The organism is Methylobacter svalbardensis (assembly GCF_037671525.1).
GTDB lineage: Bacteria > Pseudomonadota > Gammaproteobacteria > Methylococcales > Methylomonadaceae > Methylobacter_A > Methylobacter_A svalbardensis.
In genome coordinates this window covers 1-17675 of record NZ_JAWPOH010000017.1, presented here as the reverse complement: position 1 = coordinate 17675, position 17675 = coordinate 1, and the positions used below count along the sequence as shown (strand labels likewise).

Annotated in this window: 7 protein-coding genes and 1 pseudogene; 1 reads left to right on the top strand and 7 read right to left on the bottom strand. The window is 52.8% G+C overall.

The annotated features are described in order from the left end of the window. Positions 1-116: 116 nt before the first annotated feature. The gene (locus RW114_RS08700) at positions 117-8654 is read left to right on the top strand and encodes a GH36-type glycosyl hydrolase domain-containing protein (protein WP_340122360.1); all 8538 of its coding nucleotides are present in this window, start codon (positions 117-119) and stop codon (positions 8652-8654) included. Between the two features lie 46 nt (positions 8655-8700). On the opposite strand, the gene RW114_RS08695 is transcribed toward RW114_RS08700, so the two are convergent. The 7 genes and pseudogenes from RW114_RS08695 to RW114_RS20965 all read right to left on the bottom strand — a co-directional run. Then, positions 8701-10920, bottom strand: a complete 2220-nt coding sequence (locus RW114_RS08695; protein WP_340122359.1) for a sensor domain-containing protein — start codon at positions 10918-10920, stop codon at positions 8701-8703. A 66-nt stretch (positions 10921-10986) separates the two neighbouring features. Further along, entirely contained in the window at positions 10987-11247 is a 261-nt protein-coding gene (locus RW114_RS08690) for a hypothetical protein (RefSeq protein ID WP_340122358.1), read from the bottom strand. Then, entirely contained in the window at positions 11228-14158 is a 2931-nt protein-coding gene (locus tag RW114_RS08685) for a chemotaxis protein CheB (protein ID WP_340122357.1), read from the bottom strand. The genes RW114_RS08690 and RW114_RS08685 overlap by 20 nt, the downstream gene beginning before the upstream one ends. A gap of 227 nt (positions 14159-14385) precedes the next feature. Next, a complete protein-coding gene (locus tag RW114_RS08680) occupies positions 14386-15180 on the bottom strand; it encodes a hypothetical protein (protein ID WP_340122356.1) in 795 nt (264 codons plus the stop codon). A gap of 223 nt (positions 15181-15403) precedes the next feature. Continuing rightward, positions 15404-16030: a septal ring lytic transglycosylase RlpA family protein gene (locus RW114_RS08675; RefSeq protein WP_340122355.1), complete on the bottom strand. Its 627-nt coding sequence runs from the start codon at positions 16028-16030 to the stop codon at positions 15404-15406. A gap of 255 nt (positions 16031-16285) precedes the next feature. Further along, positions 16286-17056, bottom strand: a complete 771-nt coding sequence (locus tag RW114_RS08670) for a Crp/Fnr family transcriptional regulator (protein ID WP_340122354.1) — start codon at positions 17054-17056, stop codon at positions 16286-16288. Between the two features lie 76 nt (positions 17057-17132). Continuing rightward, positions 17133-17318, bottom strand: a pseudogene (locus RW114_RS20965) (IS1 family transposase); the annotation flags it as partial. Between the last annotated feature and the right edge of the window lie 357 nt (positions 17319-17675).

Below are 17675 nucleotides of genomic sequence, written 5' to 3'. Positions count from 1 at the left end.
GTCAAGAATGACATGAGCATTGTCAACGCCGGTACCGCCCATTGCTCCGTAGCCGAGTGGACGATAAAAGAGGCGTAAGAGTTTGACTGAGTGGTAACCTAAGCGGAGGAATACAAATGCTGAAATTACAGGAGCATAGACGGAAAACAAGGCTTGCCGATCCGGGCGGTGAGGATGAACCCATCCGCTTTGAGTTGTTTAGCAACGAACGACTGGAACAGCATGCCGTTAGTTTAGCGAAAGCGCAAAAAGCCGAAATTCGTCCTGACGGACTCAAACTGATGCCAAGGATCCGCGAAAATTCCAGGGTGTTGTTTGAGGCTTACAAATCTATCGGTAAGGCGGCGCGTGAACATAGAGCCATTACACCAGCCGCAGAATGGCTGCTCGACAATTTTCATGTGATTGAAGAGCAGATCAATGACATCAACGTTTACCTGCCCAAAAAATTTTACAAGCAATTACCCAAGTTAACCGATGGCTTCCTTATCGGTTATCCGCGTGTCTATGGCATTGCCTGGGCTCTAGTCGCTCATACCGATAGCCGTTTTTCTCCTGAACAGCTGGCTCTTTTCCTGCGCGCCTATCAGGAAATTCAGCCACTCAGTATTGGCGAGCTTTGGGCAATACCGATCACGCTACGTATCGTGATGATCGAGAATTTGCGTCGGTTGGCATTAAAAGTCATGCGTTCACAAGCCGGGCGACAGTTGGCTGATGACTTTATTAATCAAGCCGACAATCCTGATTTTTCGGCCAAGACCGCCGTACTACCCGCCGCGCCTTTGCGCCAGGCCTTTGCGGTTCAGATCGTACAACGCTTGCACGAACCGCATCCGGGTACCGCACCTACACTCGATTTTCTGAATCCGTTGCTGAGCGAACTGGGCGTTACTCTGGATGAAATCGTCCATCGTGAACACGCCGGTCAGATTGCCGCCAATCTGACCGTACGCAATATCATCACCAGCCTGCGAGCCATATCGGCATTCGATTGGCCGCAATTTGTTGAAGAGTCGAGTCTGGTGGATAAATGTCTGCGCACTCATCCCACTTACAACGCGATGGATTTTCTTACCCGCGACCGCTACCGTCATGCGATTGAAGATCTGGCCAAACGTTCGTCGTATTCCGAGGTAAAAATAGCCGCTAAAGTCATCGACAAGATTGATCGTGTTAGTAAAGAATCAGACGCTGACCGGAAAATACTGGAGCCCGGCTACTATTTGATCGGCGCCGGTCGGGGCGAATTCGAACAAGAAGTCGGCTTTCGTCCTACTTTCAGCCAAACACTACTGCGTGTATATATCGCCCATGCGGCCTATGCGTATCTGGGCAGTCTGGCAGTGTGCACACTGCTCGTAATGGCCCTGCCTCTGAGCGCGGCTGTCGAGGCTGGATTGGGCAGTTTGTCGATTGCCCTGATTACGCTGTTTGCGTTATTTCCTGCTTCGGATATTGCTACAAGTTTGGTCAACCGCTTCGTTATTGGCGTTGTGCCGCCACGCCATTTACCCAGACTCGAATTGAAAGAAGGCATTCCTGATACCTTAAGCACCTTTGTTGTGGTACCGACCCTGTTTGTCAACGAACAGAACGTGAAAAAACAATTCGATGAATTGGAGGTTCACTACTTGTCCAATCCGGGTGGCGATGTTCGTTTTGCGCTGTTATCCGATTGGGTGGATGCGGATCAGGAAACCCTGCCTGAAGATGATCTTTTGTTGAACGTTGCCATTACCGCGCTTGACGCGCTTAATGCCAAGTACGGAGAACAGCGGTTTTTTCTGTATCACCGCAAACGTAAATGGAACCCAGGTGAAAACAAATGGATGGGATGGGAGCGCAAGCGCGGCAAGTTGCATGAATTTAATCGACTGCTGCGCGGTGCAGACGACACTTCTTTTATGCCGATTCATGGCAAACCCGCGTTTGCCCCTCCGGGTGTCCATTATGTGATAACCCTGGATGCCGACACCAAATTGCCTATCGATTCGGTGCGTCAATTGGTGGGTACAGCGGCGCATCCGCTCAATTGGCCCGTCCTTGATCCGGTCACAAAGTGTATTATCAGCGGCTACAGCATTCTCCAACCTAGAGTCACGCCGACCCTGCCGCACCGGCGGGAACACTCGTTGTTTCATCGACTTTTTTCCGGCGCGTGCGGCATGGACGCTTATTCGACCGCAGTGTCCGAAGTCTATCAGGATCTGTTCGGACTCGGAACCTATAGCGGCAAGGGCTTATATGAGGTCGATTCATTTGAAGCCGCTTTGGCCGGACGCATCCCGGAAAATGCCTTACTCAGTCATGACTTGCTTGAGAGTGTGTTCGCCCGCTGTGCCTTTGTCAGCGATATTGAGTTGTTTGAAGAATTTCCCTCTCATACGGAAGTTGCCGCGTCTCGCTCGCACCGCTGGGCGCGTGGCGATTGGCAGTTATTACCCTGGATTTTCGGTTCCCTCGGCCAAGGTATGCCGCTGATTGGACGCTGGAAAATGCTCGATAACTTGCGTCGAACTTTCTCCGCGCCGGGCGCCTTTTTTACCCTGTTGGCGGCCTGGGCTATTCCGAACGCGCCACAATGGATACTGATGGGCATAGTGTTAATAATGTTGAGTATTCCCACCTTAATGGCCATCGTCGCCGGAATGAGACTGCGCGCCGACATTCCGTTGCGTAATCAGCTTCGCGCCACAGCAGAAAATGTCGTCATGGGCGTAAACCATAGCCTGATCTCGTTAACCCTGCTGGCGCAACAGGCTGGGTTGATGACTGACGCGATCGTCAGCACCCTGGTACGGCTATTTATTACCCGACGAAAATTGCTCAGCTGGGTTACTGCGCTGCAAGCGAAGACGGCGGCGGGGCAATCGGTGAAGAGCCTTATTCGGCCCATGGCTAGCGTGACTATCGTGGTCGTTTGCGCGGGCTCGGTCGTACTGTTATTCAATCCCGCTTCGATGGAGCTTGCCGCACCGTTCCTGCTGTTGTGGTTATTGTCTCCCATCATTGCCCATATCCTGAGTCTGCCGCCTAAACCGGATCAGGCTGAAGCATTACTTCCCGAGGATGCTTTACGGTTACGACAGGTTGCCAGGCGTACCTGGCGATTTTTTACCACTTTCGTGACCGAGCAGGAAAATTATCTGCCGCCGGATAACTTTCAGGAAGAACCTGATCCCGTTATCGCGCATCGCAGTTCGCCGACAAATTTCGGTCTTTATCTGTTATCGGTGCTCGCCGCACACGATTTTGGCTGGCTGGGGCTTATAGATACCATTGACCGGCTGGAGGCAACCCTGGATACGCTAAACAAGCTGCCGCGACTGCATGGACATTTTTATAACTGGTACGACACGCGCAGTTTGCACCCGCTGGAACCCAGGTATGTATCGACCGTGGATAGCGGCAATTTGGCAGGACATCTGCTGGTGCTGGTTCAGGGATGTAAAGAGTTGACGCAGCAACCGTATCAGTTTGCCACCGTGTTAAACGGTATTGCCGATACTCACCGACTGCTCACTTCTGCACTTACCGAAACCAACGATGACCAGCGCATGCTGATAGTGACGCGGGAAGAACTACAGAAAAAAGTAGAAAAACTTGGCGGCTTGTTGGCCGGCAGGCCTGCCGGCCACAAGGAATGGCTAAGTTTGTGGCGGCTAATCACGCCATGCGCCGATAACCTGTTGGATTTGGCTCGCGCTTACGCCGCTGAACGCGGCGAACTGATGGATGACAGCGAAGTGCTGGCATGGGCTACGCTGCTGCACGCTGACATCCATTCTCATCAACGTGACTTCGAAAACCTAGGCTCATCGATACCTGTCGGGCTTCCGCTTGATGACCACCCGCAACCGGAAGCGCAACGCTGGAGAGCACTGGTTCGGCGAATACAAGCGCTGGAAGAACAAGCGCATCAACTTTTCGTCAACATGGATTTTCGTTTTCTCTATGATCAAAACAGGCACTTGTTTTCGCTTGGCTACCGGGTTGAAAGCGGTGTTATCGACGACAGCTATTACGATCTGCTCGCCTCGGAAGCGCGCCTGACCAGCCTTATCGCTATCGCCAAGCGTGAAGTGCCGAGTATTCACTGGTTTCACTTAGGAAGACGGATGGCACGCACCGCGAACGGCACCGTATTGCTGTCCTGGTCCGGCTCGATGTTCGAATACCTGATGCCGTCACTGGTGACTTATACGCCGCGCTACAGCCTGCTCGATCAGACTTGTCGTCTGTCCGTGCAAAGCCAGATTGAATACGGGGAAGAACACAATGTGCCGTGGGGTGTCTCCGAATCGGCGTTTAACGGCCGCGACCGTTGGTTCACTTACCAGTATGCTGCTTTCGGCGTACCCGGTCTGGGGATGAAGCGCGGACTCGCCTTTGATCTGGTCATCGCCCCCTATGCCACAGCCTTGGCGGCGATGTACCACACGCATGCGGCTGCGGTGAATTTCGAACGCTTAGAACAACTTGGCGCTTTGGGGCGTTACGGCTTTTTCGAGGCGCTCGATTTCACGCCGACACGACTGGCGGAAAATCAAAAGGTGGCGTTTGTGCGCTGCTATATGGCTCATCATCAAGGCATGTCGTTGGTGGCTTTGACCAATGTCATGCTTGACGCGGTTATGCGCCGCCGTTTCCATCGTACCCCGATGATTCAGGGCGCTGAAATGTTATTGCAGGAGCGGGTTCCGCACGGTTCTGACAGCGGCATCCCTGACTTCACTCAAGCTGAGGCTGAAGTCAAAGAAATAGTACAACCGTCAGTGCGCCGCGAGCCTTCGCCGATGTCCATGGTACCCTCAGCGCATTTGCTTTCCAATGGCCGTTACGGGGTGATGGTCACCGCCGCCGGTTCGGGCTACAGTGTCTGTGAAAAGCTGGCGGTAACCCGCTGGCGCGAAGATGTGACGCGCGATTGCTGGGGCAGTTATGTCTATTTGCGCGAAATGGCTAGCGGCAGGATTTGGTCTGCCGGATACCAGCCGACGGCTGCGGTTCCTGATCAATACGAGGTGGTTTTTCTCGAAGACCGGGTGCGCATCTCTCGCGAAGACGGTACTATAACCAGTCACTTGGAAATCATTGTGTCGCCGGAGGATGACGCAGAAATCAGGTGTTTAAGTCTGACCAATAACGGCTCGTATATCCGGGAAATTGAGCTTACCTCCTACTCGGAAATTGTGCTGGCGCCACCCCTGGCCGATAGCGCTCATCCCGCGTTTTCCAATTTGTTCATCCAAACCGAGTTCCTGCCGCAGGCATGCGCACTGATCGCGCAACGGCGGCCTCGGGCAGAAAATGATCCGCAAATTTGGGCGGCTCATGTGCTGGCGTGTAGCGACATCGGTGAAGGCGTTCAATATGAAACCGACCGGGTAAAATTTTGCGGCCGAGGTCAAACATTGCGCGCGCCCGCCGCCGTGATCGATGGTCGCCCGCTCAGCAATACGGTCGGCGCTGTGCTTGATCCGATTTTCAGTCTGCGTACGCGGGTCAGCATCGAAGCGGGAGCGACGGTTCATGTGACCTTTACCACCTTGGTTGCCTCGTCACGACAGGCGGTTGAAGATTTAGCCGATAAGTATCACAACGCGGCGACTTTCGACCGGGTTTCCAACCTTGCCTGGACCCATGCGCACATCCAATTGCGGCATCTGCGCATCAAGCCTGACGAAGCCCAGTTATTTCAATCCCTGGCCAATCGCTTGCTGTATGCCGATTCTTGGCTGCGAGCGAGCAGCAAGCTTATGCAGTTGAACCGGTTAAATGTCACCGGTTTATGGCGGTTTGGTATTTCCGGTGACCGTCCGATGGTATTGCTGCGGGTAATGTCAACCGATGACCGGGCTATTGCCGATCAGTTATTGCGCGCCTACGAGTATTGGCGCATGAAACGTTTGTCTGTCGACCTGGTGATTTTGAATGAAAAAGAAATTACCTATGCCAATGAATTGCAGACCTTGTTGGAAAGCATGGTTCGCGAAACTCAAGCGTTTACCGCGATTCATGAATACGGCGGACATGGCGAGATTTTTGTGCTGCGGGCCGATCAGATCTCAGAGGAAGAGCGTGTGCTGTTGCAAACCTCGGCTCGCGTGGTGCTCTTAAGTAGTCGCGGCACCTTGGCCGAGCAATTGATGCGGCATCCCAAGCCTACGCCGGAGTTTATCCAAAGCAAAGCCTTGGCGGCATCCAGCGTTGACAGCAGTGGACCGTTAATCGCTGCTACAGAGCTCGAATATTTTAACGGGCTGGGCGGCTTTGCCGACGACGGGCGCGAATATGTGATCGTGCTGGGCAACGGACAATGGACGCCGGCACCCTGGATTAACGTGATCGCCAACGCGGAATTCGGGTTTACGGTCTCGGAGCTGGGCAGTGGCTACACCTGGAGCCTTAACAGCCGGATGAACCAGTTGACCCCGTGGTCGAACGATCCGGTCAGCGATCCGCCCGGCGAAATATTTTATTTGCAGGACGTCGAGACCGGCGATTTGTGGAGCCCGACTGCATTACCGATTCGAGTGGATAACGCCCGTTATGTGATTCGCCACGGCCAGGGCTACAGTCGTTTCGAGCATGTTTCTCACGGTATCCATAGCGAGCTGCTGCAATTCGTCAGTTCGGACGACCCGGTAAAAATTTCGGTTTTGACCTTAAAAAACACTTCCGGTCGTCCCCGCAAACTGTCGGTTACTGCCTATGTTGAATGGGTGCTCGGCGCTTCTCGAATCAACACCGCGCCTTATATTGTTACCGAATTGGATCAGGCGACCGGCGCCCTGTTTGCTTACAACCGCTTGGATATGGATTTTGGCCAGCGTATTGCTTTTGTCGATCTGGTCGGCCTGCAACCTACCTGGACCTGCAATAGAACCGAATTTATCGGCCGTAACGGCAGCCTGGATGCGCCGCTGGCCTTGAGCCTAGCCAAAGCGCTTAAACACCGCGTTGGCGCGGGGCTTGATCCCTGCGCGGCATTGACGACGCCGATAGAACTTGCAAGCGATCAAAGCATCGAAATCGTTTTTCTGTTGGGACAAGGCAATGACCGCGATCATGCCGGCGAACTGATCAAGCGTTATCGGTCTGCGGATCTGCAAAAAACCTTCGCCGCCGTGAAACAATTATGGTCCAAGACACTCAGGAAAGTTCAGGTAAAAACGCCGGACAGAGGCCTGGACTTGATGCTGAACGGTTGGCTGCTGTACCAGACCCTGAGTTGTCGAATGTGGGCGCGAGCCGCATTTTATCAGGCAGGCGGGGCTTTCGGTTTTCGCGATCAATTACAAGACAGCATGGCGCTTGCAGTAGCCCGGCCCGATCTTGCCCGCGCTCATATCCTCCGTGCGGCGACGCATCAGTTTGTCGAGGGCGATGTGCAGCATTGGTGGCACCCGCCTTCCAATCGCGGTGTGCGCACCCATTTTTCCGATGACCTTATCTGGCTGCCTTATGTGACATCCCACTATGTCAAGGTGAGCGGCGATAGCGCGGTACTCGACGAAATAATGCCGTTCCTGGAAGGCCCTATACTCACACAAGAACAGGAAGATGCCTATTTCGAGCCGACGCAATCGGAGCTGCAAGCCAGCCTGTTTGAGCACTGTGCGCGAACGCTGGATTTGAGTTTACAAGTCGGCGCACACGGTCTGCCGCTGATGGGCAGCGGCGATTGGAATGACGGCATGAACCGGGTGGGTCATCTGGGCAAAGGAGAGAGCGTCTGGCTCGCCTGGTTCCTGATGGCTACCTTATCGGAATTTGCCGATCTGGCCCAAGCGCGCGGAGACACCGCGCACGCCGCACGTTGGCGCGAACACGCTGCCAAGCTAGAAGTCGCAGTGGAAGCGGAAGGCTGGGATGTGTCCTGGTACAAGCGCGCCTATTACGATGACGGCACGCCGCTGGGGTCTGCGATCAACGCCGAGTGCCGTATCGACTCGCTGGCGCAAAGCTGGGCCGTTATTTCCGGCGCCGCCGACCCCGAGCGGGCGCGGCTGGCGATGAATTCGGTTCGGGAATATCTGATACGCTATGGTGACGATCTGGTGTTGCTGTTTACGCCGCCTTTCGATAAGACCCTACTGGACCCCGGTTACATCAAAGGCTATTTGCCGGGCGTACGGGAAAATGGCGGGCAATATACCCATGCGGCGATCTGGTGCGTTATCGCTTACGCGATGCTCGGAGACGGCGATCAGGCGGCAGAACTCCTGCACATGCTGAATCCGATCAATCGCACCGCTAACAGGACCGGCGTCTATGCCTATAAAGTCGAGCCTTATGTGCTAGCGGCCGATATCTATGCGGTACCGCCCCACGTGCGGCGCGGCGGTTGGACCTGGTACACCGGCGCTGCGGGATGGTTTTACCGCGCCGGTCTGGAATGGCTGTTGGGCCTGAATGTCCGCGCCGGCAAAATGCATTTCAATCCTTGTATTCCGCATGACTGGCGCAGTTATACTTTACGTTACCGGCACGAGGAAACTTGCTATGACATCACCGTCAACAATCCCAACGGAGTGTCGAAGGGCATCGTGTCGATTGAGTTGGACGGCGTAGCGCAAGCAGAGGGTGAGGGTATCCCGCTGCTGAACGATGGACAGAACCATCAGGTGTTGGTGCTGATGGGGTAATTCCCGTTCCCACGACGCGTTGTGTGGGAACGAGGCGAGGTTACGTTTAGCCTGCAACCAGCAGCTTCTCGAATTCATCTGCGGCCACCGGCCGCGAAAACAAATAACCTTGTCCATAATCGCAACCGGCGGCAATCAGTAAATCGCACTGCTCCTGCGTTTCTATGCCCTCTGCGATAACCTTGATGCCCAATTTATGCGCCATCACAATGATCGCTTCGCACAGCGCCAGATCATTGGCATTGGGACCGAGGTTGCGGGTGAACGACTGGTCAATCTTCAGATAGTCGATGTCGAATTTTTTCAGGTAAGATAATGAAGAATAACCGGTGCCGAAGTCATCCAGCGATACCTGAATACCGGCATCGCGAAAAGCCAACAGTTGGCCGGTAATTAAAGCCCCGGCATCCATCAGCAGTCCCTCGGTAATTTCTACGACCACGCTTTGTCCGGACAGACCGAGTTCGCGCAAATGCTCGAACCAGGCAAGATGTCCATTGTCCTCTTTTTGAAATTGTACCGGCGATTTATTGATGCTGATCTGGAACTGCTCGTGGTGTTTGGTACGCCAGTGTGCGGCCTGTTGCGCCGCCTCGCGAAACACCCACTCGCCGATGTCGATGATCATGCCGGTTGCTTCGGCGACCGGGATAAAATCGGCCGGACTGATCAAACCGCGGCTCGGATGCTGCCAACGAATCAACGCCTCCGCTTTGCGGATAAAGCCGGTGGTCAATTCCACAATCGGCTGGTAAGCCAGCCAGAACTGACGTTCGGCCAGTGCATTACGCAGGTCATTGATCAGCCGCCTTCTGGTCAGTGCGGCTTCCTGCATGGAGAGGGTAAAGTAGTGGCGGCAGTTGCGGCCCTGATCCTTTGCGGCATACATGGCCTGATCGGCATTTTTTATCAGCACGTCGATGTCATCGGTATCTTCAGGATATAAGGTGATACCGATACTGACCGACACATAGGCAATTTCGCCCTCTAACTCGAACGGTTTGGTCAGCTGCCACAGGATGTCCTGAGCGATGCGTTCAATACTGTCTTGCTCGTGTAATTCAGCCAGAATAATGGTGAATTCATCGCCGCCCAGACGTGCGACGGTATCGGTATTGCGTACGCAATTGAGTAAACGTTGCGCCATCTCCTTGAGCAGCAGGTCGCCTTTGCCGTGTCCCAGCGTATCGTTAACATCCTTGAAATGATCGAGATCGAGAAACAGCAATGCCAGCGGCAGGCCCATTCGTTGGGATTTCTTCATCTCCTGCGCCAGACGTTCATAAAACAGGTGGCGGTTGGGCAGTCCGGTCAACGAATCGAAGTTGGCCTGCTGCCAGATGGTCTGTTCTGCATGTTTCTGATCGGTGATATCCGAGAACGTCGCGACCCGATGCCGTACCTTGTTTTGGTGATCATAAACGGTGTTGATCGTCAACCATTCAAGGTAAGCTTCGCCGTTCTTGCGCCGGTTCCATATTTCACCCTGCCAACACCCTGTTGTTTCCAGTGTATGCCACATGATCTGGTAGAACGCTTCGTTTTGGTGTCCTGACTTGAGCAGCGTCGTGGATTGACCGATGGCCTCCTGCAAGGTGTAACCGGTCAGCTCGGTGAACGCCGGATTGACGGTGACAATCCGGTTATCGGCATCGGCCACCATGATGGCCTCACCAATCGCCTGATAAACCAGGTTCGCGAGTTTCAGTTTCTCTTCATTACCTTTACGCTCGGTAATATCGATGAGGATCACGCGACAGGTCTGGTCGTCATCGTTGGCAATGGCTTCGAACTGTATAATCAGCGTCGGGCTCCGGTCGACAGGGAGCAGGGTCAGCTCACAGTTTTGAGCCGTTCTGCCGACAAATACGCCGGACAGGAAATCGTTGAAAACGGGCAAGGAATCAACGCTGATAAAGCTTGAAAAGCGTTGCTGTTTTAGCTGTGAACGGAATATGCCCAACTGCCTGGCGGCCTTGAGATTGATCTGCTGGATAGCGCCGAAGCAATCCAGCGTAAGATAGCCGACCGGCGCCATGTCATAGAGTTCAGTGTAACGTTCCAGGCTCGCTTCCACTTCAATCTGCGCTATCAGCAGTTCCTCATTTTGCATTTCCAGCTCGATCTGGTGAACCTGTAATTCGTGCAGCAGTTTTTTTGCGTCCATTTCAATGCCGGATACGCTTGACTGTTGTTGGGCAAGCTGTTGATTGGCGCGGCGGCGCAGCTTGTCGGCGTCGGTAAATGGCTTGATTTTTTTTGTCACACGTTCTCTCTGTACATCGTGAATATCCCAATATTTTTGGCAGGTATTATAAACTGATGTCACACACTAAGGAATTTTTAAACCATAAAACGCTTCCTGATTCCTCGTTCCCACGCAGGAGCGCTCATCGTTATACACAAGTCCCAAGTAACTCGTCATACCCGCCGGGAAGCGGGTATCCAGTGCCATGGATGGCGAGCTGTGTACGTCCATGTAATCTGGATTCCGGCAATCCCTGCCGGAATGACGGCTGCCCATAGACTTGTGTATAACGACGAGCGCAGGAGCGTGGGAACGAGGAAAACTGCTACAAATAAATCCCGGCATTGGAATTATTCTCTGTGTCCGCATTTTCCTGCCGCACCGAGCCGGCTTTCTTCTTATGGTGAGTAATGACCGTGCGAATAACGACATATTGATATGGTTTGCCTTTCGCATCAAGAAAAGGAACGATGGTAGTGTCTACCCAATAGAGGGAACCATCTTTGGCTCGGTTACGGATTTCCCCCTTCCAGGTATGCCCGTGTCCAATGGTTCTCCACAGGTCGCGCATAAATTCCTTGGGGTGATACCCCGAGTTGATAATACGGTGATCCTGTCCGAGCAGTTCTTCGCGCGAATACTGGGAGATGGCGCAGAACTTGTCATTCACATAGGTGATCTCGCCTTTCCGGTTGGTCATCGCTACAATCGCATGTTCGTTCAGCGCCAGCTCAAGGTTTTTGGCGAGACTGATGTCGACAAACGTGATCACCACGCCGTCTATTACATTATCCATGGTGCGATAAGGCATGATGCGGACATCAAACCAGCGTCCGTCATGGGTCTGGATTTGCTTATCCGAAACCACCAGCGTACGCAGCACTTCTGTTGCATCCTGCCGCAACAGAGGATAATCCAGATCGGTCGCGATGTCGGATAGCGGCCGTCCTTCGTCTTGCGGCAACAGCCTGAAGATCTGCGAGGTATGGGCGGTAAAGCGCCGCAGATGCAATTTATTGTTGAGAAACACCGTGGCAATTTCGGTACTGTTAAGCAGGTTCTGCATGTCGTTGTTGACCCACTGCAGCGCATCCAGTTTGGCTTGCAGCTCCGCATTCACCGTCAGCACTTCCTCGTTCACTGACTGCATTTCTTCCTTGGAAATGAGCATTTCCTGATTTGCAAACTGGATCTCTTCATGGCTGGCTTTGAGTTCTTCCTGAAAAAACTGTATTTCATTGCGCAAGGTCTGTATTTCCAGCCGGGCCTGTTGCAGCGCTTCGGGCGGCGGGAGCTTGGCGGTGCGTTTGCGGGTACGCGCTGTCGCGACGTCGGTAAACACGATGATGACCTTGCCGCGCAATGCCTCGACCTGCTCGATAGCTTGTACGGTCACATTGACCGTATGGGTACCGCTTTCGCCGGTTATCTGCAGGCCTTCCAGGTGCACCGCTGTTAATTGCTGCAACGCCAGGCGGATTGAACCCGTTAGCGCCTGACGCAAGCCCTCGCGCGCCATCGCATGGATGTTCAGATTGGCTTTACCGGCAGAAGGTTCCAGATACTTGCCGGTGTGGCCGCTAAAATAAAGGATGTCGCCCTCGGCGTTAACCAGCACCGCTGCCGGGGCGTAATGCGCAAGCAGCAGGTGATCCATCAGTTGTTGCAGATTGACAGGCAGACTGGCATTATCAACTGTCTGCCTGGCGGCGGGCACCGCGGTAAAATGTTTATGTGGAAAGTTCACTTCAGGTTTCGGCAAAGGATTGTCAATACGCCGGTAGAGTCGCACCTTGGCCTTCACCGGCGTAAACAGATAGCCGAAATTGCCTGTGCTTTCGGCAGATCCCAGCAACAGCAAGCCATGCGGGTTTAGCGCATAGTGAAACAGCGGCAACAGTTTTTCCTGTAAATCAGCGGAAAAATAAATCAGCAGGTTACGGCAACTGATTATATCCAACCGGGTAAACGGCGGATCGGTGATGATATTCTGCGGCGCAAAAATGATCGTTTCGCAGATTTCATTTTTCATCCGGTAGCCGTTGTTTTCGGCGTTAAAGTAGCGGGTTAGACGCTCAGGTGAAACATCGGCGACGCTATGGGCCGCGTAAAATCCCTGGCGTGCATGCGCTATCGCATCCGTATCGAGGTCGGTAGCAAAAATCTGCAGCGGGTAGTGTGCGCGCGGCTTGACCTGTTCGACCGCTTCCATGAAGCTGATTGCCAGCGTATAGGCTTCCTCTCCGGTCGAACAGGCGGGCACCCACACTCTTATGGTCTTGCCGTCCGGATAGTTTGCTATCAGCGCGGGTATTGCGTCGGTCTTTAAAGTGTCCCATACCGCCGGATTACGAAAAAAACCGGTAACACCGATCAGTAATTCCTTGAACAATAAATCCTGCTCCTGCGGATTTTCGCGAAGATAACGGACATAAGTGGCGATATGATCGAGCTGGTGCAGTTCCATGCGCCGCTCAATACGGCGATATATCGTACTTTTCTTGTATAATGAAAAATCATTGCCGGTCCGGACGCGCAGCAGCACGGCAATTTTTTCCAGAGAGCTCAGGGAGCTGTCTTCCAAGAGCTGCCCTGAACCGGCCAAAGCATCCCTGTGGGGATGCTGGAGATAATTGATGATGTGCGCAGGCAGTTCTGCCGCCGTGCCGATAATATCGGCTAAGCCCACATCAATAACGCTGCGCGGCATACTGTCGTATTTGGCGTCGCTAGGATCCTGTACCAGCACCAGACCGGATTTTTCCTTGACGGCATGCAGGCCCAGCGTACCATCCGAACCCATGCCCGAAAGCAGGATGCCGATGCTTTGATCGCGCCGATCTTCAGCCAGACTACGGAAAAAAGCATCGATAGGCAGCCGTAATCCGCGCGGTACAACCGGGTCGAGCAGATAAAGCGTGCCGTGCAGGATGGACAGATTTTTATTCGGAGGATTGACATAAATGCAATCCGGTTTTATTTTCATGCGATTTTGGGCTTCTACTACCGTCATCGCCGTTATGCGTTGCAGTAATTCGGCCATCATGCCTTTGTGGTTGGGATCGAGATGCTGAATGACGACGAAAGCGACACCCATGTTATCAGGCACATGACTGAAAAAGTGTTCGAGCGCTTCAAGCCCGCCGGCCGAGGCTCCGATACCTACAATCGGCAGCAACCTGTCTACACAGGGGTAAGCAAAATCAGTCGCGGTGTCCGGAGAGAATGGGCCGTGGACGGCGGTCGATTTATCCATGCAGGAGTCCTACTATCTTTATGGTTGTATGGCTGTTTATACTTTTTGCCTGTCAAAACCCGGTTTCTTTAGATCGGCTCTCCCTGACGGGAAAAAGAGACGATGCCTTGTTGATGTGCAATGGGTATATATTACACCGCCTCTTCTGAAGCTGTTTAAAAACAGCGAATTCAAGATTGCAATCGCTTCATCATTCAATTGCATAGGAAAGCAGCGTATCGGTCTGGTTATTTTTCTTCCTGCAGCCAATTGATTTCTTTCGCCGTTTGTTCGCCGATAACACACTCGCTCAAACTGTCTGCCATGCGCATACTGGTTTCCGACAGGGGAATGCGGCCAACCATGATTTCCGCCTTGGTTTGCGGATAAAGGGGCGACTGCTCCGGATCGGCATAGCCTATTGGAAACAGGGCGCTGTTATCGGCCGTATATTTATCCGTTGCCCCGACTGTATGCAGCAATTCGTGGGCAATGACGATATTGTTTTGCTGATCCTGATCCTGATCGATAGAGGCAAAGGCATGGATCACGGCTGTCAAGCCTTTGTCGAGCCCTAGCGAATGTTGCAGGCTCCTGCCTTGCACTGCTTCATGGTAAAGCACAAAAACACGGATACGGCGCATATCCGAATCCGAATCGGGCGTATTTTTATAAGTCCAGTAGCGAAACTTAAGCCCCCACCAGATAATTGCGGCATACCCCGAACCGGGTAGCGGCGCTTCGGGCGGTTGTACCGTCAACACAGCTCCCATGCGTATTTGGGTGGGCTGTTTGGTGATGAGCGTATATTTTTCGCTTTGCTGCTGCATAAACCGGTCAACCGGCTCAAAAACGCCCTCGTCCAGTTCATTGATATATTCGTTGACGACCGGGCTATTGTTATCGCCGTTGATGCGGTAAATCACCACGCTTAAAGGTTCAGTCCACGACCTGGATTTTAGTTTTTGGTTTTTTGTATAAAAAGCCACGACTACAAATACGGTCAATAAAATCAGGATGCGGATAATTTTGAACAGGGTCATGGCTAATACACCATCTAGGAAATAGACTTAAAGGATACTGCATTTATGGATTCAATATTTCAATAGTCGCGCTTGATTAACACCTCGATAATCGTGCCGGTGGTTTTGAATTTTACTGAGGGGGCGGATAAAACGCCGCAATAACCCGCTGGACTATCAAGGCGACTATTTCGATCATCCGGTGGCAACAGAGGCGTTTGCCGCCTTATTGCAAGCCGGCATATTACTCGCCTTTACCGATTGATGACCCAGTGAATGGAGGTTTTTTCTTTCTGGACTGGCGGGTGGAGGAACGCTTTTTCTTGACGGGTTTAGTCTCAATCTTGACCTGACTGGTGCCGTCCTTTTTCATATCGAGCTTTTTAGCCGCTGCGGCGGAAAGATCGATGACGCGGTCTTTGGCAAAGGGGCCACGGTCATTGATTATGACCTCGACTTTCTTGTCATTCTCGAGGTTGGTCACCTTGGCCTTGGTTCCCATCGGCAAACTTGGATGGGCGGCCGTCATCTCTTTTTGGTTAAAGGTCTCGCCACTGGCGGTTTCCTTACCTTGAAATCCCGGGCCATACCACGACGCTTCGCCGACCTCCTTGTGAACAGGTTTGCTGGCGGCACTCCCTGTCTGTTGCTGCGCCGGTTTGCCTCGCTCATCCATGTGTTCAGTGCAGCCGGAAAAAACCAAAGCGCCGAGCAAGGTTACTCGATGCATACCCGAAAGCCATTTACGGATGGATAGGGTTCCGCCGGGCGCTATCATGATTTTCCAAAACAAGCGCTTTGAACCGGAAATAAATCGGAGTTTCTTGTTGTTGGGTGAGGCATCGCAGTGTTGAACGGTTTGATATGACATGTGCTCTCCTGTCGGGCAACCGGCTTTCGGTTGGCCCGCTTAGTCGTGACGGCTGGATACACGCTCTGTCGCAGTGCTTTTGTCTCTGTTGTGGCCGATGGTACGTCAAATCCCCGGAAGGATCTGTACGCCAGCGCACAAATTGCGTGCTCCGGCAAAGTTGGCGAGCGTCAACTCATCAGCGGATAACGGGGTTTGTCCAAACAGCGGCATCAAGGGAAGCGAACTTATCTTGTCACTTTCGTTTTGCGATTTCTACGTAGACGTTTCGTTCGAATGAACGATGTCAGCGGAATGCGGGGGGGGGGGGGGGAGTAGACGATCAAATTCCGTTCTGACCACTTGGTAGCATTCACAGACTCTCGCTTCCAATCCCGGCCTGTCCAGTACCGTGATACGGCCACGGCTATACTCAATCAACCCGGCTTGCTGCAATTTTCCTGCGGCCTCCGTTACGCCTTCGCGGCGCACGCCCAGCATATTAGCGATCAATTCCTGGGTCATGGTCAACTCGTTCGTAGCGAGCCGGTCGAGGCTTAACAGCAACCAACGACAGAGTTGCTGGTCCACGGAATGATGCCGATTACAGACTGCCGTTTGTGACATTTGGGTAATCAGTGCCTGGGTATAGCGCAGTAATAAATCATGTAATGTCCCGTAGCGACGCCCACCAAAGCGGTCGAATTCCAGCATGAGCTGCTGCGCCCGCAGCCGATAGGCGTAACCTTCGCTTTGCACGACGGCACGGTTAGGCATGGTTCCTCCGCCCATAAAAAGAGCGACGCCAATGATGCCGTCGTTGCCGACTACCGCTATTTCGGCTGAAGCGCCGTTTTCCATGACATAAAGCAGCGATACGATGCAGGTCGTCGGAAAATAGGCGTGATGCAACTCATCCCCCGACTCGTAGATGACTTTGCCCAGCGGCATCTGAACCAGTTCCAGATCCGGAAAAAGGCGCTCATATTCATCTGAGGGCAGGGTATTGAGGAGATAGTTTTGTCGAGGACTATGTGAGGCCGTCATAAGTAATCTTCATATTGGTGGTTAAACTCGAATTGCCGGTAACGGGTGGAATCTGTAATTTTATGTAACTATTGGGTCCAATCCCGAACTTATTGATTAAGCCGATGACCGTATCATGCATCAATTCGAGCTTTGAAAAGCAAATAGTTTGCGTACCGGACGTTTACTCCAGGTTCTGAAATTTAAGTTTTTGCGTTCTGTTTTTTTGGGTATTGCGCTTACCTACTTCATGTTTGTCGGCATCAAGATGACTCTGGTATGCCGTAGACCGGAGCCGGCGGATTGGATTTATCCCCCGCATAAGACCACTGTTCGTCAAGCCCGCTTGTTCTCGCCCGACGCTTAGCTCACCGCTTGCGCTCAGTGTTAATCATGGAGTTATTGATGGTATTTCCTCGCGCGACGTAATAGAAAATATTGATTAAAGGTCTGTAACGGAGCGGCAAAAAATGTAAGCCATAAATTATAACTGATGTTACGCACCCACCCCTCAAAAAGCGTATTATTTCGGGATGGAAAAAATAAAACTAGAATTATACACAGACTACCTGATCTGCAATAACGGGTTTGCGACGGCAACCGGATTGTCGGCAATGATGGAAGGGGATATAAGCCATGA